Source organism: Massilia sp. Root418, assembly GCF_001425265.1.
In the GTDB taxonomy this organism is placed as follows: domain Bacteria; phylum Pseudomonadota; class Gammaproteobacteria; order Burkholderiales; family Burkholderiaceae_D; genus Rugamonas.
Genome location: NZ_LMEC01000001.1, coordinates 753,848 through 775,979, shown reverse-complemented (window position 1 = coordinate 775,979; position 22,132 = coordinate 753,848). Strand labels below are relative to the sequence as shown.

Annotated in this window: 16 protein-coding genes; 10 read left to right on the top strand and 6 right to left on the bottom strand. The window is 66.8% G+C overall.

Annotated elements, in window-relative coordinates; translation table 11 throughout:
- Nucleotides 1-146: 146 nt before the first annotated feature.
- Nucleotides 147-2,528 (top strand): hypothetical protein, encoded by a 2,382-nt coding sequence (locus ASC94_RS03135; RefSeq protein WP_200955528.1) that lies wholly within the window; start codon nucleotides 147-149, stop codon nucleotides 2,526-2,528.
- Here ASC94_RS03135 and ASC94_RS03130 read toward each other — a convergent pair.
- The 4 genes from ASC94_RS03130 to ASC94_RS03115 form a co-directional block, all read right to left on the bottom strand.
- Nucleotides 2,520-4,319: a glycoside hydrolase family 28 protein gene (locus ASC94_RS03130; protein ID WP_056390584.1), complete on the bottom strand. Its 1,800-nt coding sequence runs from the start codon at nucleotides 4,317-4,319 to the stop codon at nucleotides 2,520-2,522. The genes ASC94_RS03135 and ASC94_RS03130 overlap by 9 nt on opposite strands.
- An 11-nt stretch (nucleotides 4,320-4,330) precedes the next feature.
- Nucleotides 4,331-7,900 (bottom strand): TonB-dependent receptor, encoded by a 3,570-nt coding sequence (locus ASC94_RS03125; protein ID WP_082616229.1) that lies wholly within the window; start codon nucleotides 7,898-7,900, stop codon nucleotides 4,331-4,333.
- A 499-nt stretch (nucleotides 7,901-8,399) separates the two neighbouring features.
- Nucleotides 8,400-9,362, bottom strand: a complete 963-nt coding sequence (locus ASC94_RS03120) for a FecR domain-containing protein (RefSeq protein WP_056390579.1) — start codon at nucleotides 9,360-9,362, stop codon at nucleotides 8,400-8,402.
- Complete coding sequence (locus ASC94_RS03115; protein ID WP_082616093.1) at nucleotides 9,349-9,945, bottom strand: RNA polymerase sigma factor; 597 nt, start codon at nucleotides 9,943-9,945, stop codon at nucleotides 9,349-9,351. The genes ASC94_RS03120 and ASC94_RS03115 overlap by 14 nt, the downstream gene beginning before the upstream one ends.
- Before the next feature lie 190 nt (nucleotides 9,946-10,135).
- Between ASC94_RS03115 and ASC94_RS03110 the strand changes: the two genes are divergently transcribed.
- Both ASC94_RS03110 and ASC94_RS03105 read left to right on the top strand, forming a co-directional pair.
- Entirely contained in the window at nucleotides 10,136-10,711 is a 576-nt protein-coding gene (locus tag ASC94_RS03110) for a TetR/AcrR family transcriptional regulator (RefSeq protein ID WP_056390576.1), read from the top strand.
- Nucleotides 10,699-10,998: a YciI family protein gene (locus ASC94_RS03105; protein ID WP_056390573.1), complete on the top strand. Its 300-nt coding sequence runs from the start codon at nucleotides 10,699-10,701 to the stop codon at nucleotides 10,996-10,998. The genes ASC94_RS03110 and ASC94_RS03105 overlap by 13 nt, the downstream gene beginning before the upstream one ends.
- Nucleotides 10,999-11,054: 56 nt before the next feature.
- On the opposite strand, the gene ASC94_RS03100 is transcribed toward ASC94_RS03105, so the two are convergent.
- Nucleotides 11,055-12,644 carry an FAD-dependent oxidoreductase gene (locus tag ASC94_RS03100; RefSeq protein WP_082616091.1) on the bottom strand — a complete coding sequence of 530 codons (1,590 nt, stop codon included), beginning with the start codon at nucleotides 12,642-12,644 and terminating at the stop codon, nucleotides 11,055-11,057.
- 154 nt (nucleotides 12,645-12,798) lie between these two features.
- Between ASC94_RS03100 and ASC94_RS03095 the strand changes: the two genes are divergently transcribed.
- The 7 genes from ASC94_RS03095 (at nucleotide 12,799) to lnt (ending at nucleotide 21,522) form a co-directional block, all read left to right on the top strand.
- A complete protein-coding gene (locus ASC94_RS03095) occupies nucleotides 12,799-13,254 on the top strand; it encodes a cache domain-containing protein (protein WP_056390570.1) in 456 nt (151 codons plus the stop codon).
- A gap of 89 nt (nucleotides 13,255-13,343) precedes the next feature.
- Nucleotides 13,344-13,790, top strand: a complete 447-nt coding sequence (locus ASC94_RS03090) for a hypothetical protein (RefSeq protein WP_056390569.1) — start codon at nucleotides 13,344-13,346, stop codon at nucleotides 13,788-13,790.
- 75 nt (nucleotides 13,791-13,865) lie between these two features.
- On the top strand, nucleotides 13,866-14,630 hold the full coding sequence (locus tag ASC94_RS03085; protein ID WP_056390566.1) for a ThuA domain-containing protein: 765 nt from the start codon (nucleotides 13,866-13,868) through the stop codon (nucleotides 14,628-14,630).
- Nucleotides 14,631-14,784: 154 nt separating this feature from the next.
- Nucleotides 14,785-16,992 carry a bifunctional diguanylate cyclase/phosphodiesterase gene (locus ASC94_RS03080; RefSeq protein WP_056390562.1) on the top strand — a complete coding sequence of 736 codons (2,208 nt, stop codon included), beginning with the start codon at nucleotides 14,785-14,787 and terminating at the stop codon, nucleotides 16,990-16,992.
- Between the two features lie 211 nt (nucleotides 16,993-17,203).
- Nucleotides 17,204-18,280 carry a hypothetical protein gene (locus ASC94_RS03075; RefSeq protein WP_056390560.1) on the top strand — a complete coding sequence of 359 codons (1,077 nt, stop codon included), beginning with the start codon at nucleotides 17,204-17,206 and terminating at the stop codon, nucleotides 18,278-18,280.
- Between the two features lie 9 nt (nucleotides 18,281-18,289).
- Complete coding sequence (locus tag ASC94_RS03070) at nucleotides 18,290-18,913, top strand: hypothetical protein (RefSeq protein ID WP_056390556.1); 624 nt, start codon at nucleotides 18,290-18,292, stop codon at nucleotides 18,911-18,913.
- Between the two features lie 5 nt (nucleotides 18,914-18,918).
- Nucleotides 18,919-21,522, top strand: coding sequence for an apolipoprotein N-acyltransferase (lnt, locus tag ASC94_RS03065; RefSeq protein ID WP_082616089.1), 2,604 nt, complete (start codon nucleotides 18,919-18,921; stop codon nucleotides 21,520-21,522).
- On the opposite strand, the gene ASC94_RS03060 is transcribed toward lnt, so the two are convergent.
- Complete coding sequence (locus tag ASC94_RS03060; protein WP_056390554.1) at nucleotides 21,510-22,124, bottom strand: NF038129 family PEP-CTERM protein; 615 nt, start codon at nucleotides 22,122-22,124, stop codon at nucleotides 21,510-21,512. The genes lnt and ASC94_RS03060 overlap by 13 nt on opposite strands.
- Nucleotides 22,125-22,132: the final 8 nt, after the last annotated feature.

The following is a 22,132-nucleotide window of genomic DNA, read 5'->3' as shown; positions in this document are numbered from 1 at the left end:
ACTAGCGAAGACGAAGCTTCCTCAAGCAAAAGCGCAAACACGCAAGAACATGATTAATTGGGCGGGTTGGGCGTATAAATCTTCACTTTGTGCTGCCCGCTATGGTTGAATGGCCAGCTCTGATCCGTTGAGAAGGAAGGCTTGCCGTGATGCGTCCGATTCTGTTTTCCCGCCGCCGCCTGATGCTTACCGCTGCGGCGGCGGGCGTGTCGATGGCATTGCCGGCGGCCGGTCTGGCTGCGGGCGCTGCTCCGGGCCCAACTGCCGGCACCCGCATCGACCGCCGGGCGCTGGTGGGCCGCCACAATCCGGTGCTGACGCGGCCCGACCCGTCCGCGCCGCTCATGCTGGGCAACGGCAGCATCGGCTTCACGGCGGACATTACCGGCCTGCAGACCTTCACCGAGCCATACAGCAAAATCGCCCCGCTGCTGACCGAGGCGCAGTGGGCCTGGCACAGCTTTCCGAACCCGGAGGGCTACACGGTGCGCGACACGCAGGTCGATATCGCGGTGCGCGGCCACACGCGGCGCTATGGCTATATCAAGGACTGGGCGGACGCCGCGAAGAATCCGGCGGTGGCATGGATACGCGAGAATCCGCACCGCTACTCGCTGGGCCGCGTGTCGCTGGACCTGCGCGCCGGCGACGGCTCGCCGGCGCGCTTTGCCGATATCCGGGACACGCAGCAGACGCTGGACCTGTGGACCGGCACGCTGACCAGCCGCTTTGTGTTCGACGGCGAAGCGGTCACCGTTATCACCCGCGTGCTGCCGGGGCAGGACACCATCATGACCGAGGTGACGTCCGCGCTGGTGGCGCAAGGGCGGCTCGGCGTTGCCGTGCGCTTCCCCGGCGTGGCAAGGACGCTCAACCCCGATCCGTCGGACTGGGGCAACCCCGGCGCGCACAGCACCACGGAAGTCTCGCGCAAGACCGGCGATGTGCGGCTGCTGCGGCGCATCGACGGCGCCACCTGCCACGCGGCGATTGCCGCGCCGGGCGCGGACATCGCGCCGCTGGACGCGCATGGCTATCGCGCCGGGAGCAAAGACCGTACGCTGACCGTGATGGTGCAGTTCTCGCCCGGGCCCGGCGCGGCGCTGCCCAGCCCCAGGGCGGCAACGCTCGCGGCGCGCAGGAGCTGGATGGGCTACTGGCTCAACGGCGGCATGGTCGACTTTTCGGGCTCCACGGACCCGCGCGCGCAGGAACTGGAGCGCCGCGTCATCCTGTCGCAATACCTGATGGCGGTGAACGCTGCCGGCAGCTTCCCGCCGCAGGAGGAAGGCCTGTTTTCGAACAGCTGGAACGGCAAGTCGCACCTGGAGATGCACCCCTGGCACGCCGCGCATTTCGCCCTGTGGGGGCGGCCCAAGCTGCTGGAGCGGAGTTTGGGCTGGTATGTCGGCTTCCTGCCCAGGGCGAAAGCGCGCGCGGCGGAGCAGGGCCTGGAAGGGGCATGGTGGCCGAAGATGGTGGGCCCCGACGGCGCGGACAGCCCGTCCAAGGTGTCGCCCTTCATCATGTGGCAGCAGCCGCACCCGATCTATATGAGCGAACTGCTGTACCGCGCCGGCGGGGCCGATGGCCGCGCCCGCGTGCTGAAGGAATACGGCGGCCTGGTGGAGGAAAGCGCGGCCTTGCTGGCGTCGTATGCGCACCTGGATGAGCAAAGCGGCAAGTACCGCCTGGGCCCGCCCATCATCCCGGTTCAGGAGAACTTCCCACCGATGGAGACGTTCGACCCGGCATTCGAGCTGGCTTATTTCCGCTGGGGCATCGAGACGGCGCAGGCCTGGCGCGAGCGCGCCGGCCAGGGCCGCCGTGCGGACTGGGACGCGGTGCTGGCGAAGTGGCCGGACCTGCCGCAGAAGGATGGCCTCTACCTCCCGGTGCGCTCCGAGCCAGGCTTCTGGGACAAGGCGGCAGGCACGTGCAGGTCGAACGCGCTGGACGAACACTGCCAGAACCGCGACCATATGTCCTTCCTGATGGCGCTGGGCTGGCTGCCCGGGCGCGGCGTGGACAGGGCGGTCATGCGCAAGACTTTCGACCGCATGAAGCGCGACTGGGATTTGCGCCAGACCTGGGGTTGGGATTATCCGATGATGGCCATGACGGCCACGCGCCTGGACGCGCCGGAGGAAGCGGTGAATTGGCTGTTCTTCGACGCGAAGAATAACAAGTACGGCAGCAGCGGCATGACGCCGCGCGTACACCTGGACGCGCACGCCGCCGCTTTCGTGCCGGCGGCGACCGGCGCCGGGGCAAGCTCAAACACTTCCGCTGCGCCGGGATCGGCATCCGGGTCCGCAGCCGTGCCGGCGCCCGCGCATGCGTCGCCTGAGGGGCCGGACGGCCCCGGCTACCAGCGCGCGGCGGAAACCTATTTCCCCTCAAACGGTGGCCTGCTGCTGGCAGTCGCCCTGATGGCGTGCGGCTGGGACGGGCAGGGCGGCGCCGCCCCCGGCTTCCCGAAAAACGGCTGGAAAGTCAGGGTGGAAGGGATACTGCCGTCACTTTGACAGCGTTTCGGTGACGGTCCTGCCATTGATCGTCACATTTCTCAGCACGACATTGCGGGCATTGTGCAGGAACACCGGCTGGCCGGCGTTGCGCACCTTGCCAAAGTCGCAGTCGGTGAAAGACACGTTCGTCACCGGCAGGATGGGCGTGCCGGCCGGGCCGTTGAAGCTGGCCGCTACCGGGCCGAGTATCACCACCGCCTGGTAGCAGGAATAGTCGCCATCGGGCATCCGCACGGCGCCGGCGCGCAGGTTCGAGATGTGCACGTCCGATACGCTGGGCGGCCGGGTACGCACGGCGTCGTCCCCCGCGGCGTAGTTGCAGTCTATTGTGACGATGGCGCCGCCCCCGGTGGCCTGCCCCTTGAGCGGATTGGCCGGGTCCTGCTTGCCGCTGCGGTCGCGCGCGTCCACACCGTTGGGCAGCACCACGTCGCGCACGTACAGGTGGCGCAGGTAGCCGCCCCGGTTCATATTTGTCTTGAGCCGTATGGCGGTGCCGAGCGGATCGCTGGCCCAGTGCGCGTTGCGGAATTCGATCTTCTGCGCGTAGACGTGCTCGATCCCGCCCGCCATTTCGCTGCCCAGTGTCACGCCGCCATGGCCGCTGTTCATGATGCAGTTCTGGATCACCACGTTGCGGGTCGGGCCGAACTGCGTGTCGCGGTTCTTGCCGGACTTGATGGCGATGCAGTCGTCGCCGGTGTTGAAAGTGCAGCCGTCCACCAGCACCGTGTCGCACGATTCCGGATCGAAACCGTCGTTGTTGGGCCCCACGCTTTCCATGTTCACCTTGCTGAAGCGGACGTTGCGGCAGTTGACGGGATGGTGCAGCCAGAACGGCGAGGCGACCGCCTGGTAGCCCTCCAGCACCACGCCGCTGCAGCCGATGAACTCCACCAGGCAGGGCCGCAGGTGATGGCCGATGCCGAACACGCGCCGCGCCAGCGGCACCCCGGCTTCGGATAGCGCCGGCAGGTAGCGCGTGTCGCCGTTCCAGCGCGGGTGCTCGCCCTGTATCAGCTTGCGCTGCGCGGGGCTGAGGTCCGGCGCGACCGCGTCTAGCGGCAGGTTGAGCGGATTGACGGTGGCGGCGTTCACCTGGTCGCCCCTGCGGTCCACCCAGCCCCACCATGAGCCGTCGCCGGACTCGAACGGCACGCCGGCCTGGCCATTAAGTACGCTGGTCCAGTCCGCGCCGGTGAGGGCGATGTTGGTCTGGTTGTACGCGTACACCAGCGGCGAATAGTTCAGCACGTCGTTGCCTTGCCAGCGCGAGACCACCAGCTTGCCGCGCTCGCCGCAATCGATGTCGCCGTATTTTGCGTAGTCGCCCGGGTTGGCGCTGAAGTAGACCTGGGCGCCGGAGGCGAGGTGCACGTGCACGTTGGAGCGCAGCACGATGGGGCCTTTGCAGTACCAGCTGCCGGCCGGGATCAGCACCCGCCCGCCGCCGGCCTGGTGGCAGGCTGTGATGGCCGCCGCGATGGCCGGGTAGCAGTCGGGCGAACCCGGCGCGGGCGTCTGCACGGTCCACTGTTCCTTGCGCCAGGTCGAGAGCGCCTCCACCAGGCGGCTGGACTGCGCGCCGTAGGTGGTGATGGGGAAGTCTTCCTTTCGGAAGTTCATCGGCCTGGTGCAGCGGGCCGCGATGTCCCGCGCGCGCTGCCAGGGATCGGTTCCGCCCTGCGCCCGGGCGAAAGGCGGCGCGGATGCGGCGGCGGCGGCGGCCGACAGCGCGCCGGCGCGGCGCAGGAAGGAGCGGCGGTGGGGATGGATGGCGTGGTTCATATTTTGCTGGCTCACATGGTGCGGAAGCTGGCGCCGACCATGATGCGGCGGCCGGAGTAGTTCAGGTCGAGCAGGTTGGGCGTGCCGTCCGCGAAGGGCGAGAACTGGCCCTGGCTGTTGGACGTGGTGGCGTTGGTCAGGTTGCGGCCTTCGATGAAGAACTCGATGTTGGGCCGCCATTTGTAGGACAGCTTGGCGTCCACGAAGCGGGTGGCGTCCTTGAAATTGGGCGAGCCCGGGTTGTAGGGGAAGCCCACCCGCACCGGTGCCGCGTTGGGATAGTTGTTCACGCCCGCCGCGTTGCAGGAGGCGATGCAGTTGAAGTACGATGCCACCGCTTGCACCGCCACGCGCGCCGCCAGCTTGCCGTCGTCGTACCAGATGGCCCAGTTGTAGGTGTACTTCGATTCGCGCGCCGGCGGCAGCGGGGTGCCGGTCAGCAGGTCCACGATGTATTCATTGCTCGCCTTGGAGCGCTGCTTGCTGTAGTTGCCGTCAAAGCCGGTGTAGCGCAGCAGCGAGGGCAGGAAGGTGAACGCCGTCTTGGTGCTCAGTTCCAGGCCGGTTCGGCTGGTTGCGGTGCCGTTCATCCAGGTGGAATAATCGAACAGCACATCGGACAACGGAATGCCGGTGGCCGGATCGACCATATTGGTGCCGGCGAACAGCGGCACCTGCGAAACGCCCTGCGAGATCGCCGGGCCCACCTTGCCGCGCTGCCGGAACGCAGCCACGCTGAACATGGTGTCGCGGTTGGGATAGTATTCGAGCGCGAAGTTCTGGTTCACGTTCTGCTGCGCTTTCAGCAGCGGATTGCCGATGGTGCCGGAGCAGCGCTGGAACACTTCGTTCTCATCCTCGCGGCGCTCGTCGAAGGTGCAGGTGCCCGAGGGCAGCAGGCGGGAAACCGGTGGCCGGGCCACGGTCTTGGCGGCGCTGTAGCGCGCCACCAGCTGGTCCGGCAGCAGCCACATGGCCAGGTTCAGGCTGGGCAGGATATCGTTGGCGGTGGCTTCGGTCTGGGTGGCTTGCGACACGCGCGTGGTGACCGTGCCGCCTGGCGCGTCCGGGTTGAAGGGATCGTAGCTGTCGGTCTTGGTGATGGCGACGAATGTCATCATGCCGGTGCCTTCGACCCGGGTGCGCACGTAGCGCACGCCGACGTTGCCGTCCAGTTCCACGCCGAAGGGCAGGGCGCGGTTGGTGAAGGGCACGCGGTCCAGGCTGAAATCGCCCATCAGGTAGAAGGCGGAGGTGCGTTCCTTGAGCTGGGCGTAGGGCTGGTCGTAGACCTTGCCGTCGCTGGCCTTGCAGCGCTTCACGCAATCGAAATTCGCGTTCGGGATGCCGGTCAGGGCGAACACCTTTTCCACGTCGATCTGGGTCCAGTTGTCGATCAGGCCCTCCGGGCGGTCCTTGGCGCCGTGGAAGAACTGGGTGGGCGTGGCCTTGAGTACCATGGTCTGCTGCAGCAGGTCCAGGAACTGCGGCATGGTCATGATGGCCGAGCTGTCGAAGGCCTGGCGCGTGTTGTCCTTCATGACCAGGCCGTACTGGCACTTGTTGCCGCCGGGTGCCAGCGAGCCGGGCGTGTCCTGGCAGCCATACAGGGTGCTGCGCAAGGTGGGCGAGGGCAGCACCAGCGGCGCCTGGTAGCCCGGCTGGCCGAAGGTGCCCACCGGATCGCGCAGGATGTAGCCGCCGTTGTTGATGGTCCAGCTGTTGCTGCCGGTGTCGCGCAGGTTGAAGCCGGACTTGATGCGGGTGAAGAAGGGCACCGAGTCCGGCGTGGAGTAGGTCAGGTCGAGCTTGGCGGTGCGTTCGCTGCTCTCGCGGATCTGCGGCTCCCACGTGACGTTCGGCGACGAGGTCACCGCCTGCTGCTGCGCCGCCGTGTAGGCCGGCACCGCGATGGCATTGTAGGGACCGGGCTTGACCGCCGCGCTGGCGCCGTTCGGATACAGCTTGGCGAAGCGGTCGAAGCTTTGCTCGCGGATCGGATCGATTTCCGGGAAGGTGTAGCCCCACAGGCCATTCGAGAGCCTGCTGGCGGTGGCGGAGCCGTAGTAGTCGATGAAGGAGAGCCGCTTGGCGCCGCGCTGGAAGTCGGAGCCGGCGTCGCCGACGAAGAACTCGGCCAGCAAGCCGCCGCGCTTGAAGGTGCCGCCCAGCTGCAGGTATTTCGCGGTGGTGAGGCCGATGTCGTGCAGCTGGTCGGTCCGGGCGGCGCCGTTCTGGAAGGTGTATTGCGTCAGGTGGTGGGCCGCATCGACGGTGACCGAACCGGGCACGGTGTTCGGTACGCCGTTGGTCACGGCCAGGTTGCCCAGGCTGTAGGCCAGCTGGTTGATGTCGTTGTGGCGCTTGTTGTAGCTGCCCTTGGCGTACACGGTGAGCTCGTCGTTCACCTTGAAGTCGGCACGCAGGTCCAGGTTCTTGCGGCGGTCGATCTCGCGCTTGACCAGGTAACGCGGCCCGGACGGGGTGTAGTCGTTCCACTGGTTCAGGCAGGTGGTGAGCTCGTTGGCGCGCTGGTTCTGGGCGGCGGTGCGGGCGGTAGACGATATCGCGTTCAGCTGGGCGGCGCTCAGGGCGGGGAAGGCGGTGGCGCAGTCGGCCTTGGTCTTGGCGGCGGCGGAGCGGGTGACGATGTCGATCGGGCTGCCGGAGTTGAAGAAGCCGCCCCCGGCCAGCGGCGACTGCAGCAGGGGATTGACGGCGGCCATGTCGGCCGTGTTCACGGTCCCGGGCTGGAAGGTGAAGGTTTTCTCGGGCGAGTTGTCGAAGTCGGCCAGCCGGAAGTAGCCCTGGTTGCCGTTGCCGGCCGCCTGGGCCGAATGGCCTTCGTTGAGCAGGGTGGTGGTGGAAGCGTTGAGCAGCAGGCCGAGCCGGCCGTCCAGGTATTTGTTGGACAGGATCAGGTTGGCATCCGGTTCCCACTTCTTGTTCAGCGAGTGCTGCGTGCCGCCGATGCGCAGGGAGGCGAAGGGCTTCTTGAAATCCAGGCCGGTGCGCGTCTTGATGATGATGCCGCCGCCCAGCGAGCCTTCGGTCATGTCGGCGGTGGAGCCCTTTACCACGTCCACGCTCTTGATCAGGTCGGAGGAAAGCTGGCGGAACTCGATGGCGCGGCCGTCGCCGCCGCCGTTCATGTCGGCGCCGCCGGCCGACTGCACGCCTTGCCCGTCCAGTTCCACGCGCGTCAGTTCCGGGCCGTTGCCGCGCACGGCCACGCTGACGCCTTCGCCGAACTCGCCCCGGTCGAGCGCAATGCCGGCCATGCGCGAGATGGCCTCGCCGATGTTACGGTCCGGCAGAGAGCCCACGTCTTCTGCCACGATGGAATCGATGGCGGTGGCGGCGTTCTTCTTGCGTTCAATGCTGGACTGCTGCGAGGCGCGGGTGCCCACCACCAGCACCTGCTTCACCGGGTCGGCGGCGGGGGCTGCCGGTGCGGGCGCGCTGCCTTGCGCCGCAGCCTGCGCCTGCGCGTCGGGCAGCGGTGCGCCCATCATCAGTACGGCTGCCGACACGGCGGCGCAGGTGGCCTTGCGCTGGCTGGGAGGAGTATTTTTCGTCATGGTCTGATCCGATGCTTTCGAGTCGCTGGTTAGGTTTCCAGATGACATAGGCGTACGCCTTAAGATCACCACGGTGCCGCTTGTCCCAACCCTGCCGACCAGATCAGTGCACATCAGCAGCCTGTCGACTGCTTCGGAAATGCCATACGCGCCTGCCAGCGCATTGGTGTTCACGCCCGCGAGAATATCGGCCGAGGTCAATATATTGATGCCGGCCTGGCGCGCGAATTCCGGGATGGAATCCGTGGCCACGCCGGCCGGTATATTGAACGGCCGTGCCGATTCCTGCGCAGTGGACGTGCCCGCATGGGCTGCCATGCTCACGGCCAGTACAACCCCGGCCGCGTGAGCGCATTGGTGCATGGATAACATGCACATCTCCTCTATCTGATTGGCGGAACTATGCTGCCCCGTTATGAATAAAGACTGCCGGCGCAGGCATTTCCTCGCGCTGCCTGCCTGGAAAAGCTAAACAGTCAGCGATATGATCGGACCGGGTTCACAAGGCGCTGTCATCGGCGCGGCCGATGAAGATGGTGTCTGCGGTGATGGTGACCGGCACGGCCAGCACCGTGCTCACGTCCTTGGCGAACAGCTCGGGCGCATCGAGCTTGTACTGGCCGAACAGGCGCTTGCTGCCCAGGGCAGCGTCGGTGATGACGATGGTCTTGGGGCTGTAGCGGTTGAAATCGGCGACGGCGTCGCTCAAGGTTTGGTTCTTCAGGATCAAATTACCCTCTCTCCATGCCAGTTTGCGGTTCACTTCCGCCGGCTGGCGGCTCACGGAAATGGCGTTCGCCCGGCGCGCCAGGAAGGCGCGTTCTCCGGCCGCCAGCTGGCGCCGTTGCGCGCTGCCTTCGCTCCAGACTTCGACCGTGCCCTCCGTGACCAGCACTTCCGTGCCGCCTTCAAAGCGGCGCACGGCGAAGGCGGTGCCCACGGCGCGCACGCGCGCATCGCCGGCCTGCACGATGAAGGGTTTGGTTTTGTCCTTGGCCACTTCAAACCAGGCTTCGCCCTGCTGCAAATCGATTTTGCGCTGCTTGCTGGTGAATTCCACCGCCATCCGGCTGCCGCTGTTGATGGTGGCGACCGACTTGTCCTGCAGCGGCACTTTGCGGAACTCGCCTTTGGCCGTGGCCAGCACCTGGTCTTCATGCAGCGTGGAGAAGGCCAGCGCGCCCACCGTGGCGGCGAGGCAGGCCGCAAGCGCGCCATGCATGAACGCGCGCCGCCGCGAGCCTGCCGGCCGTTGCGCCGGCGCCATGGCGGCGGTTTCCGGCGGCTGGGGCACGGTGGCGAGATTGATCGCGTTGTAGATCGCCATGGCGCGCGCATACGCGCCCTGGTGCCGCGTGTCGGCCGCGTACCACGCGTCGAACGCGGCGCGGCCGGCACCGCCCAGGCCGCGCGCCATGTTGCGCGCCACCCATTCGAAGGCCTGGTCGTCAATCTTGGACATTGTTTCTCTTGACTGCGCGTTTTTTTGCGATGTATCCGGCATCCCCGTTTTCCTGGGTCACGCCGTGCCTGGCGATCATGTCGGACATCAGGCGCATCCCCTTCATCATTTCGTGTTCCACCACGCCGTCGCTCAGGCCCAGCGTTTCCGCCGTCTCCTGCTGCGACAGGCCGTGTATCCTGCGCGCCCGGAACACGTTCTTGCAGCGGTCCGGCATATTGGCCACCAGCCCGATCACCCATTTGAGCTCCGAGCGCGCAAACACCACGCGCTCGGGCGACGGCGCCGTGTCGGCGATATCGAGTTCGTCGAGGTTGGCGATGGTTTCGATCTGCACCACCGAGTCGCGCTTGATGCGGTCGAGGACGATGTTCTTCGCGGCCCGGAACACGAAAGGCTTGGGGTCGCGCACGTGGTCCAGGCTGGGCATGGAAAGGATGCGGTAGCAGGTTTCCTGCACCACGTCGTCAATTTCGGCCGGCCCGCTGCAGACGCGGCGCAGCATCCTGCGCAATTCGGCTTCGTGGGGCAGAAAGTTTATTGTCAACCAGTCAACTACATCGCTATGCGTAAGCTCGCTCATTCATGCGCCCCCTATTGCTTAAGACGAGCACGTAAGATTACTCCTCAATAATTCTTGGTTGAGCCTTGATTCAATCAATCGGATGAGCGTTTCACCAGGTCCGCAGCGGCAGGCCGCGTTGTTGACATGGCTGGGACAGTTGTCCTAATATGCGGACTAGGACTGCCGTCCTAACCGATGGGCAAGGGCAATGAGCGACAAATCGACACGCGATCGCATTATCGAAGCAAGCGACCGGCTGTTTTATCAACAGGGGTTTGAAGAGACGTCGTTCGCGCATATCGCGGACGCGGTGGGTCTGTCGCGCGGCAACTTTTACCATCACTTCAAATCGAAGGACCAGATTCTCGACGCGGTGATCTGCGCGCGCATGGACGCGACGCGGCAGATGCTGGCGCGCTGGGAGCTGGACGGCGCTGGCCCGGAGGAGCGCATCCTCTGTTTCATCCACATCCTGTTGGTGAACCAGGCCAAGATCATGGATTTCGGCTGTCCGGCCGGTACGCTCTGCACGGAGCTGGCCAAGTTGAGTCACCCGGCGCGGGAAGACGCATCCCGGGTGTTGTCACTTTTCCGGGCGTGGTTGCGCGGGCAGTTTGAACTGCTCGGACATGGCAAGGATGCCGATGGCCTGGCCATGCACGTGCTGGCCCGCAGCCAGGGCGTTGCCACGCTGGCCAATGCATTCCGTGATGAAGCGTTTGTTCGCAATGAAGTCGCCACCCTGCGCGACTGGCTAAAAGGAGTCAACAATTGTTTGTCATAACACTGCGCTTTTCACACAACAAGCATCTGGCACCCCAGCACATGGACGGGCACAAGGCCTGGCTCGGCAAGGGCTTGGCGGATGGGGTATTCCTGCTGGCGGGCAGCCTGCAGCCCAGTGCCGGCGGGGCCATCATCGCGCACAACACGTCGCTCACGGCGCTGCGGGAGCGGGTGGCGCTGGACCCGTTCGTGGCGGAAGGCGTGGCCGGCGCCGAGATTCTGGAGATCACGCCGTCGTTGACCGATGAACGGCTGGCGTTCCTCAAGGCCGCGCCGGGGGCGTGACGCAGCCTGCGGGGGCCGGCAAGGTACGGCCGGACCCGGCGCATGCGGAAGGCCGCTCAATGGCGCGGCGATGCCGGCCTTGGCTGGCCGGCGGCCCTGCCTGGCTCTTCCTGGGCTGCAGGCAGCTCGGCCGCCGCCAGCGGGGTGTGCGCCGGTCCGTGCAGCACCGCGCCGTCCGTGCCGAAGCGGGAGCCGTGGCAGGGGCAATCCCATGAGCGCTCCACGGAATTCCAGTGCACCTGGCAACCCAGGTGGGTGCACGCGGCCGAGACGGCGTGCAGGCCGCCGCCGTCATCGCGGTACACCGCCAGCTTGGACGTACCGTCGCGCACGATGGCGCCTTGCCCCGGCGCGATCTCGGCGGCCGATTCGGCCTCGCCGCCCTTTACCCAGTCCGTGTACTGCGACAGGGTGTTGGCCTGTTCCCTGGCGAATTCGCCCAGTCCGTGGGTGGCTTTGCGGGCCGGGTCGAACAGCGTGATCCACGGGTTCGGGCGCTTCATCAGCTGGTCGCGGATGATCATGGCGCCAATGGTGGTGTGCGTCATGCCGTTGCCGGAATCGCCGGTGATGACGTAGACGCTGTCGCTGTCGAGCGGGTTGCGGCCCAGGTAGGCCAGGCCGTCGGCCGGTTCCATCACCTCGCCGGACCACTGGTACTCCACCGATTGCGCCATGGGGAAATGGCCGCGCGTCCATTGCTCCAGTTCCTGGAAGCGGTGCTCGGGGTGGACGTCCTGGCCCACCTTGTGGTCCAGGCCGCCCACGATCAGCAGCTCATGGTTGGGGTGGTGCCATAGCGGCTGCAGGCGGACGTAGTAGTAAGGGTCGCCGGTGTCCCACAGCAGGATGCGCGGCACGCTGCCTTTGGGGACCAGCACCCCGATCACGTAGGTGCGGTAGCCGGCCTGCTTGGTGTGCATCACCACGCGGTTGTTGAACGGCGTATTGGTGGCCACCACGACGGTTTCCGCCCGGATCTGCCCGTGCGCGGTGCTCACGCACTCGCCCTGGCTGGTCTGGGTCACTTGCGACGCTGGCGTCTGGCCGTAGATGGCGACGCCGTTGCGGACCAGGCAATCGGCCAGGCCGACCAGGTATTGCACCGGGTGGAACTGGGCCTGGTTCCGATAGCGCACGCACGGCCCGGTGTCGAAGCTCAGGCCGGGCACGCGGTCGCAGAAGTCGACGTGCACGCCGGCCCGCTTGGCGGCCAGGAATTCTTCGGACAGGTCTGTGGCGCTGCCCGGGAGGTTGTACAGATAGCCGTCCAGGCGCTCGAAGGAACAAGGTATCGCTTCCCACGCGACGATGTCCTCGACCAGCTGGGTGGCCGACGCGTAGGCGCCAGCCACCAGCCGGGCCTTGTCGGTGCCGAACTTGTGTTCAAGGCCCGCGTACCATTCGTCGGGCGGGAAGAAGTGCGCCGTAGTGCGGCCGGTTTCGCCGGCGGCCACGCCCAGCGCGTCGATCACGGTGACGCGCTTGCCTTCCTTCATCAGCAGGTAGGCCGTGGTCAGGCCGGCTATGCCCGCGCCGATAATGCACACCTCGGTGTCCAGGTCGCCGGGCAGGGGCGGAAAATTGAGTTCGGACGCGTCGTCCATCCAGACCGATGACGAGCGTCCATTGGTGGGAAAAGTCATGATGGCTCCTTTCAATGGTTGGCGGGGCTTGCCACTAGTGTGCGCGCACTGCGGAAATTACGTAGCATGCTTGCCACCATTCAACGGCCCGGCGCTGCTATAGTGGACTGCCGCCATCGCAGCGGTCACGCCACACTATGGAGACCATGACATCATGAAAAACACAATCATGTCGGTGCTGTTCGCAACAACCGCCTTGTCCGCCGTTCCTGTGCTAGCAGCCGACTCTGCCGCCGCAGCCGTGGCGATGGTGGACAAGGGCGCCGCCTACGCGCAAAAGCACGGCAAGGATGCGCTGATCAAGGAAGTCAACGATAAGAACCCCGAGTTCGTCAACGATACCACTTACCTTACAGTCCGGGCGCTGGACGGCACCCAGCTGGCGCATCCGACCAACCCCAAGCTGGTCGGCAAGAACATGGTGGTGCTGCCCGACGCGGACGGCAAGCTGTTCCGCAAGGAGATCATCGAGCAGGCCAAGGCAAAAGGCAAAGGCTGGGTGGACTACCGCTACAACAACCCGACCAACGGCCAGATCGAGAAGAAGTCCACCTACTTCCTCAAGCAGGGCGACGTCATCCTGGAAGCGGGCATTTACAAAGGGAAGTAGGCGCCTGGCACCTGAAGCGTCTTTGTGCGCGCGCAAAGACGCTGGCCTGGAATGGAATCCTGACGGGATTGACACGACAGGAGCGGAACATGAACTCACCAGCGCCGCTTGACAGGCCAACGGCTTCCGACCACCATGATCACGAGGTGCGCATCACTCGGCTGGAGGTCACTGTGGAGAATCTCGCCAATACTGTCAGATTGCTTCAGGAGCACATGGACGAGGGGTTTAAAACCCTGACCGCACTTATCCATGATGTCGAGAAAAGGCTGCGTGCGGAAATGCAGCAACTGGCGGCGGCTCAGCAGACGGCGCTTGAAACAATGCGAGCCGAGCTGAGGACCGAATTTCGTGAGGAAATTCGGCGTGTCGATGCCAGGATAGACCGGCTCGACGACAAAATCGAGCGGCTTGGCGACAAGATCGATAGGTTGAACGGCCGGATCGATTTGATGAACCGCTGGGCTATCGGCCTGTTCGTTACCTATCTCTTCGGCACGGTCACGCTTCTGGCGCGGCCGTATTTCGGCGCTTGAGGCGGTGGCTGTAACGTTGACAAAGCGGCGGTCCTCCGTTACGTTGGGGAATTCCCAACCTTCCATTCCCTGCCGATGAAGCGTCTCTTCGCCATCCTCCTGGCCAGCTGCATGGCCGCCACCTGCGCCCACGCCGAACAATTCAATGTGCTGGTGTTTTCCAAGACCGCCGGCTGGCATCACGATGCCATCCCCGCCGGCGTCGCTGCGGTCCAGAACCTGGGCAAGCTGCACGACTTCAAGGTGTTCTGGACCGAGGACGCAAACCGCGTCTTCAACGACAAGGAACTGCCCAAGTACCAGGCAGTCATCTTCCTGCTGACCACGGGCGACGTGCTGGACGACAAACAGCAGGCCGCCTTCGAGCGCTATATCCAGGCGGGTGGCGGCTACGTGGGCGTGCACAGCGCTTCGGACACCGAGCACGGCTGGCCTTGGTACACCAGGCTGGTTGGCCGGATGTTCCAGATGCACCCGGCCGTGCAGACTGCCGTGCTGAAGGTGGAGGACCGCAATTTCCCCGGCATGGAGCGCTTCGCCAGGCGCTCGCTCGCCACCGAAGAGTGGTACGAGTTCGGCCCGGCGCTCACCGGGCAGCTCAACTACCTGCTGACGGTTGACGAAAGCACCTACAAGCCGGAGGCTTCGTCGGGCGAGCGCCGCAGCAAGGGCATGGGCGCTTTCCACCCGGTCAGCTGGTATCAGAACTACGACCAGGGGCGCTCGTTCTATACCGCGCTCGGCCACCTGCCGGCGACGTATGGCGATCCGGTCTTCCTGCACCACCTGTACGGCGGCATCTACTGGGCAGCTACCGGACGCAGCTTCCAGGCGGACTAGCGGGCGGGCCCTGGCACGGAACGTGCATCCCGGCAGGACGCAAGCGGCATAACGCACTGTTTCCGGCGTCCGCGCTTCAGCGCGGTGCGGAAAGGCCTCGCTTCGGTGCGGGGAACGCAGGCGCGGCGATGCCCCAACTCCTTTCAGGGACACCATGGTCAACAATGTTTTAGCGCTACGCCCCGCTGTGCCGGCGGATCCGATCGATGAACTGGCCGGGCTGGGCCGCTGGTCCATGGTGCGCGCCGGCGCCCACATGAGCTTGTCCACGGTCGCCTTGCGCCTGCTGGGCGCCGAGGATGCGCCGGCCGGGCATTGGGCCAGGGCGGTGGTGGCGGAGGACGCGGCCGTGCTGGCGGCGGTGCTGTCGGAGCTCAGCGGGCAGGCCGCAGCGACGGACTGCGAGTTCCGCGTCATCGCGCCCGAGCAGGGCTTGCGCTGGCTGCGCCTGCAGTCGCTGGCGGCGCCGGGCCAGCCCGTGGTCAGCGGGCTGCTGACTGATGTCACGGCGGTCAAGCGCGCCGCCATGCGCGAGCGCTTCAATTTTGCGCTGACGCGCTACCTGATCGGCACCGATACCTTCGACGAGGCGGTCTACAAAATCATCCACCTGGTGTGCGAGGAGCTGGGTTGGGACTGGGGCGCATTCTGGGCCCGCGAACATGGCGCCGCCGGCGAAACGCTGGGCTGCCGCCACGTCTGGCACACGGCCGACCGCGACTATTCGGCATTCCGCAGCGCGGCTGCCGGGCTGGCGATCAAGCCCGGCGAAGGGCCGGTGGGCCAGACCTGGCTGACCGGCCAGGCGCAGTGGGTAGACACCGGCGCCGCCCCTGCTGGCATGACGCGGGCACATGCCGCGCAGCGCTGCGGGCTGCAGTCCGGCTTCTTCTTCCCGGTGACCTATGTCGCCGCCGACGGCGGCCTGCACTGCGCCGGCGTGCTGGAGTTTTTCAGCGCCGCGCCGCGCCAGCGCGAAGCGCAGTTGCCGGGCCTGGCGGAATCGATCAGCGCGCTCATCGCGCAGACCGCCCAGCGCATGGTGCAGCAGGAGCGGGTGAGGGTGCTGGCCCAGACCGACGAGCTGACCGGCCTGTTCAACCGCGCCCACTTCCACGCGCTGCTGGACGATGCCTGCGCGGCGGGCGGCCAGTTCGCGCTGCTGTACATCGACCTGGACCAGTTCAAGCCCATCAATGACGGCTTCGGCCATGCCGCCGGCAATGAGGTGCTGCGCCAGTTCGCCGGCCGCTTGCGCCAGTTGGCACCCGCCGGCGCGGTGGCGGCGCGCCTGGGCGGCGACGAGTTTGCGCTGATGGCGCCGCAAGGCATGGGCGAGGCTGCCGTGGACACGCTGGCCGGCACGGTGCTGGAGGCGGCGCGCACCCGCTTCAACTACATGGGCCACGAGCTGTCGGTGTCGGCCAGCATCGGTGTCGGCTTGTTCCCGCGCCACGGCGCCGACACCGCGCAACTGCTGCACGCGGCGGACGCGGCGATGTACCTCAGCAAGCGCAGCGGCCGCAACCTGGTCAGCTATTTTCGCCCCGACGGCGACACGCAGCAATGCGAAGTGGCGGCCCAGCTGCTGATGCTCTCGGCACTGCAGGACGCGCTGGCGCGCAATGAATTCTTCCTGGCTTACCAGCCGATCTGCGACGCGCAAACGCTGCGGGTGGAGGCGCTGGAGGCGCTGATACGGTGGCGCAAGGCCGACGGCAGCGTGGTACCGCCGGACCAGTTCATTCCGCTTGCCGAGCAAAGCCGGCTGATCGTGCTGATCGGACGCTGGGTCATCGAGCAGGTGTGCCGCGACCTGCCCCTGCTGCGGAGCGGCCTGCCGGGCGTGCGGGTGCACGTCAACATGGCCGCGCCGGAGTTTCTCGACAGTGACTTGCCGCGCGAGCTGATGGCCATCACCTCGGCCGCCGGCATCGATCCCGGGCAGATCTGCCTGGAGCTGACCGAAGGGGTGGTCATGCAGCGCATCGAGAAGGCCTTGCCCATCATGACGGAGCTGGTGCGCCTGGGCTTCGAGATCGGGCTGGATGACTTCGGCATGGGCTACTCCTCGCTGTCGCTGCTCAAGGCCCTGCCGGTCAGCTCCCTGAAGATCGACCGCTATTTCCTGCAGGGCGTGCCGCACCAGCGCGACGACTGCGCCGTGGTGCGCTCGATTATCGACCTGGGCCGCAACATGAAACTGAGGGTGATCGCGGAAGGCGTGGAGACCGATGCCCACCTGGGCTTCCTGCGACAATTCGGCTGCGCGCTGATCCAGGGCTATCTGCCGGGGCGGCCGCTGGAGTTGGCCGGGCTCTTGGCCGGTGTGTTGCCTGGGCCGAAGATGCTAAGTAACTGATTTAAGAGGATTTTGTTCCTGAAGTCTGGCGCCGGCTGTGATCGCGGCGCGACAGCAGGCATGGCCTGGCGAGCCATTATATTGGCCTGGCGAGCCAACGCGTGGGTAATGCAATTTGGAATTTGTCATCTGGTTAAGATGAATCGTTTGCCAGCTTCGCCAAGAAGAGCTGCAAGCATCCATCTCTCAGACCACAGACAGGAGACATTCCATGCATGCTCGCTTTTCCAGTTCCTTGCTCACTGCGATACTGCTCGCGGCGGGCGCGCAGGCCGCCGCCAGTACCCTGAACCAAAACGTTTCCTGGACCATAGACCGGGCTGGCACGGCGACCAAATACCGCGTGGTGGCGTACGGCGATTCCATCTACGCCGGCTACAACGGTTCGACCACCAGCGCGGCCAAGTATTCGGCGCCGACGGTGGACGCGGAGTACTTGTCGGCGCAGTGGAACGCGGATATCGAGAGCGTGCGCCGCACCAAGTCCGGCGCGGTGGCGGAGGACGTGTACAACAACAAGATCGTTGCCGAGCGCTCCTACATGCAAGCGAGCAGCACCCGCGTGGTGACGTTTGAAATGTGCGGCAATGACGGCTTGCAGGCGCGCACCGCCTACAAGAGCCAGACCGGCACCTGCGACGACGCCGTGCTGACGGCGGCGGAAAACAGCTGCAAGACCTTTGTGACCGCCGCCATGGATTACATCAACGCCAATGCCTACGCGGGCGTGAAGCTGAAAGTGATCTCCAACCTCCACTATCCCGGCTACGCGGCGGACAGCGCGCAGAGCTCCTGCAAAGACCCCAACACCGGCGCGACCGTGCGGATGCAGGACAAGTTCCTGCCGTCGCTGGCCCGCATCAACCACATGATGTGCGACGTGGCACGCCAGAAGGGCTTCATGTGCGCGGACAACTTCGCGCAGTACATGGGCGCGGACCACGACAGCAATGGCGACGGCCAGATCGATTCGGAGGCCCTGCGCTATGTGCCGGGCGAGAGCCAGGCCAGCTACGTGAACCGCATTACGGCCACCTTGCGCTCCACCATCCGCGACGCCAACACCCACTTCGTCTCCAGTAGCAGCAGCTACGACTATATCCAGTCCGACGACACCCATCCGACCTACACCGGCAGCACCGTGACCGCCGGCCTGTTCGGCGGCACCACCGGCACCGGCGCGCCGCGCTATACCTCGTTCTCGGGCGGGAAGAATCCGATCTGGAACCAGTATGGCCACGAGCGCATGGGCTGGGCGGTCTCGGTGTTCAACCTCCCCACGCCCTGACGGCACGGCATGCGGCCCAGCCGAGGCTACCTGCTTGCCGCGCTGATGCTCGCCGCCGGCGCGGCCAGCCTGGCATTTTTCCTGTGGCTGTGGTCCGGGGACGACGCCGGCGGCGGGGCCGGCCGAACGGGCGCCGCGCCGGTGCCGCAGTCCGCTGCGGCCGTGCAGGCGCCTGCCGCCGGGAACGCGGCGCCGGCCAGCCCGCAGGGCAGTGCCTACAGGGCCGATCCCGAGGGCGATGCGGACCCGACGCGCGACCTGAAAAGCTACGTGGTGCGCGGCGAGCATCCGGGCATGGGCGAGGTGATCAAGCGCCTGCACGAACGCGGCATCCACACGGGCCTGGGGGCGTTTTCGCCGCCGGGCACCAGCCCGCCGCTGGCAGGCCTGGCGGTGCCCGAGGATTTCAAGCTGCCCGAAGGTTACGTGCGCCACCACCAGTCCACCGATGACGGCAAGCCCATCGAGGCGATCCTGATGTTTGCCCCCGGCTTCCAGCCGCTGGACGCCGCCGGCAAGCCGGTGCCCGTGCCGCAGGACCGCGTGGTGCCGGCGGAGCTGGCGCCGGCGGGGCTGCCGGTGCGGCGCATCGTCATTCCACCACCTTCCGATCCGGCCGCTCTGGGCCGCTGAACACGATGAAACGAACTGTCTCTTCCGCCCAACCCGCCCAACCCGGCCAAACCGGCAATCCCGGCCCGCCCGGCAATTCCGGCAATCGCGGCAATGCCGCGCTGCGTGCTGCTGCCTGCATACTGGCCAGCGCAGGCCTGTCGGCCCTGTACGCCCGTGGCGGCGCAGGCTGGCTGCTGGGCTTTGTGATCCTGGTTCCCTGGCTGCGCACACTGGATGGGCGCCGCACGCTGGCCGGCACCTTGGCAAGCGCCTACGCCATGACAGTGGCGTACACGGCGGCCGTCTTCCATTGGTTCGGCAGCGCGCTCGGGCAGTATGCGGGCGTGGGCGAGGCTGCCGGGCTGGCCGCGCTGCTGCTGGCGGCACCCTTGTTCCAGCCGCAGTTCCTGGCGTTTGCGCTGGTGCGCCGCTGGAGCGGCGGCCGGCACAGTGCGGGGCTGCGCGCGCTGTCGGCCGCGTCGGCCTGGGTGGCGGCGGAGTGGATGCTGCCACGGCTGCTGGGCGACACGCTGGGCTATGGCTTGTATCCGTCCGCGCTGCTGCGCCAGGCGGCGGACCTGGGCGGCGCGGCGGGGCTCACGCTGCTGCTGTTGCTGGCTAACGAAGGCATCGCCGCTGCTTACGTGCGCCGGGGCGAAGGATGGCGTGCCGCCGCCAGGCCATTGGCACTGGCGGCGCTGGTGCCGGTGCTGCTGGCTGGCTACGGCATGGCCGCGTTGTCCGGCCTGCCCGAACCGGCCGGCAAGCCGCTGCGCATGGGGTTGATCCAGGCGAATCTCGTCGACTACGAAGGCGAGCGCCAGCGCAAGGGCGCGTACGCGGTGGTACGCGGCGTGCTCGATACGCATTTCGCGATGAGCTACGACGCCGTGGTGCGGCAGGGCGCGGAGGCGGTGCTGTGGTCTGAGACGGCTTATCCCACCACGTTCGGGCAGCCCAAGAGCGAGGCCGGTGCGGAGTTCGACCGTGAAATCCTGGCCAACGTGAACGCCGCCGGCGCGCCCTTCGTGTTTGGCACGTATGAGCGGGACAGCGCGGGCGAGTACAACGCGGCGGCCTTCGTGCAGCCTGGCGCCGGCTTGCTGGGCTTTTACCGCAAGACGCGGCTGTTCCCGTTCACCGAGCATTTGCCGGCCTGGCTGGACGGCCCTGCGTTGCGGCGCCTGCTGCCGTGGACCGGTGGCTGGCTGCCCGGCAGCGGCGCGCGCGTGTTCCCGCTGCGGCTTGCGGACGGCCGCGAGGTTCCCGTGCTGCCGCTGATATGCCTGGACGACGTGGATTCCGGCCTTGCGATCGGCGGCGCGCGGCTGGGGGCGCAGGCCATCCTCACCATGTCGAACGATTCCTGGTTCAGCGCGAACCGGCAGGGGGCGCAGCTGCACCAGGCGGTGGCGACCTTCCGCAGCATTGAGACGCGGCTGCCGCAGTATCGCGTTACGACCAATGGCTACAGTGCGGTGATCGATCCGGCCGGCAGCGTGCTGGCCGGCACGCGCATGGGCGAACCGGCGCGGCTGATCGCGGACGTGCCCCTGCGGCGGCCGGCGCCGACCTTGATGGTGCTGTGGGGCGACTGGGTGGGCATGGCCGCCAGCGCCTTCTTGCTTGTCCTCGCGGCGGGAGATGCGCAGCGGACGTGGCGGCGCCGGTGGACGCCCACCGGGGAGGCGGCACCGGCGCCGGCGGCCATGGGGGCTGCACCTGTGCGGGTGGCCTTGTTGCCGCCGGCGGCGCGTTTCCTTGCCGGCCTGCTGCGCGCGCTGGCCAAGCTTGGGCTGCTGGGCATGTGCGTGGCGCTGCTGCTCAACGACCCCCTGCGCACTAATACGCTGGCGCAGATCCGCCTGTTCTCCATTGTGTTCCTGCTGCCCGAGGCCGTGGCGTGGTGCCTGCTGCGCGCTTTTGCCGCGCAAGCCGCGCTGGTGCAGTTGGCGCCAGGGCGGCCTGCATTGGTGTTCTCGCGCGGCGCGCAGCGCATGGCGCTGCCGCTGGGCGAGATCGCAGCGGTCGAGTTGTGGCGGGTGCCTATTCCCGGACCCGGCGCCAATCTACGGCTCGCGTCCGGCAAGCGGTGGCGCTACGGGCTGGCGCTGGCCGACCCGGCCGCGCTGGTGCTGACGCTGGCCCTGGCGGGCGCTGATGCTGGCGCTGGCGTCGTGGCAGGTGCGGGTGCGGGTGCTGGCGGCGTGCGGCCTGCAGAGCGTCCGCGCGCTGTGCTGGGAACATATGCGCAGGCACGCGCGGCGCTGCGGCGCTGGAGGCTTGACCATCCAATATGCAAATTCCTGCTGCTGCCGCTGGCGCTGGCGGTGCCGGCGTTCCACCTGCACCAGCATATCGCCTACGGCAGCGCTTTCGGCGAGTACTACACCTTCGGCCTGAAGGCCTATCTCAGCGCCTTCGCACTCTGGTGGGCGGCGTGGTCGATTGGCGTGGTGCTATGCGCGGCGCTGCTGCGCGCAGCCATCGAGGCGGCGGCGCTGCTGGCTGCGGCGGTGCATCCCTCGAAGGCCGCTGCGGTCCGGCGCAGGCTGGAGCGCGCCGGACACGCGTTGCTGTATGCCGGCCTTCCGGCCTGGCTGCTGCTGAACCTCTACGGGAGGTGACGCATGCGCCGGCGGCGCGCCAGCATGGCCAGCGGGATGGCCGCCAGCATCAGCCACATGGTGGCCGGTTCAGGCACCACCTGCACGCTGCTGGCCGCGCTGGCGTTGGTGAGCAGGTAGGCGCCGCCCGGCGCAGCGCCAGGCTGCAGCGACACCATGCCCAGGTTGCCGTCCGCGCCCAGGTAGGCCGTTTCGTTGAACAGCGCCCAGCTGAAGGTGCTGCCAACCTCGCCCGCCGTCATCAGGAAGGTCAGGTCGAAGGAGAACACGCCACCCAATGTGATGCCCTGCACCAGTTCGCTGCCACCGTTGGCGTTGCTGAACACCAGCGGGCCGGGCAGGGCGCCGGCTATGGTGCCGGTCACGTCGGCCGTGCCGTCCAGTGCGCCGGCCAGGTTGCTTACCGTGGCGCTGGCCGGCGCCGCGTCGGCCAGGCCCAGGAAGTACAGGCCCAGGTAAGCCGGGCCGCTGCCCAGGGTGGCGGTGTCGATGCGGACGCTGTACAGCGGCCCTGCCGCTGCCGTGCCCATGCCGGCACCGGCGCAGCACGACAGGAAAGCGGCCAGCATCAGCCGGGCCAGAATGTCTTTCAGATTGCTCATGTCGGTTT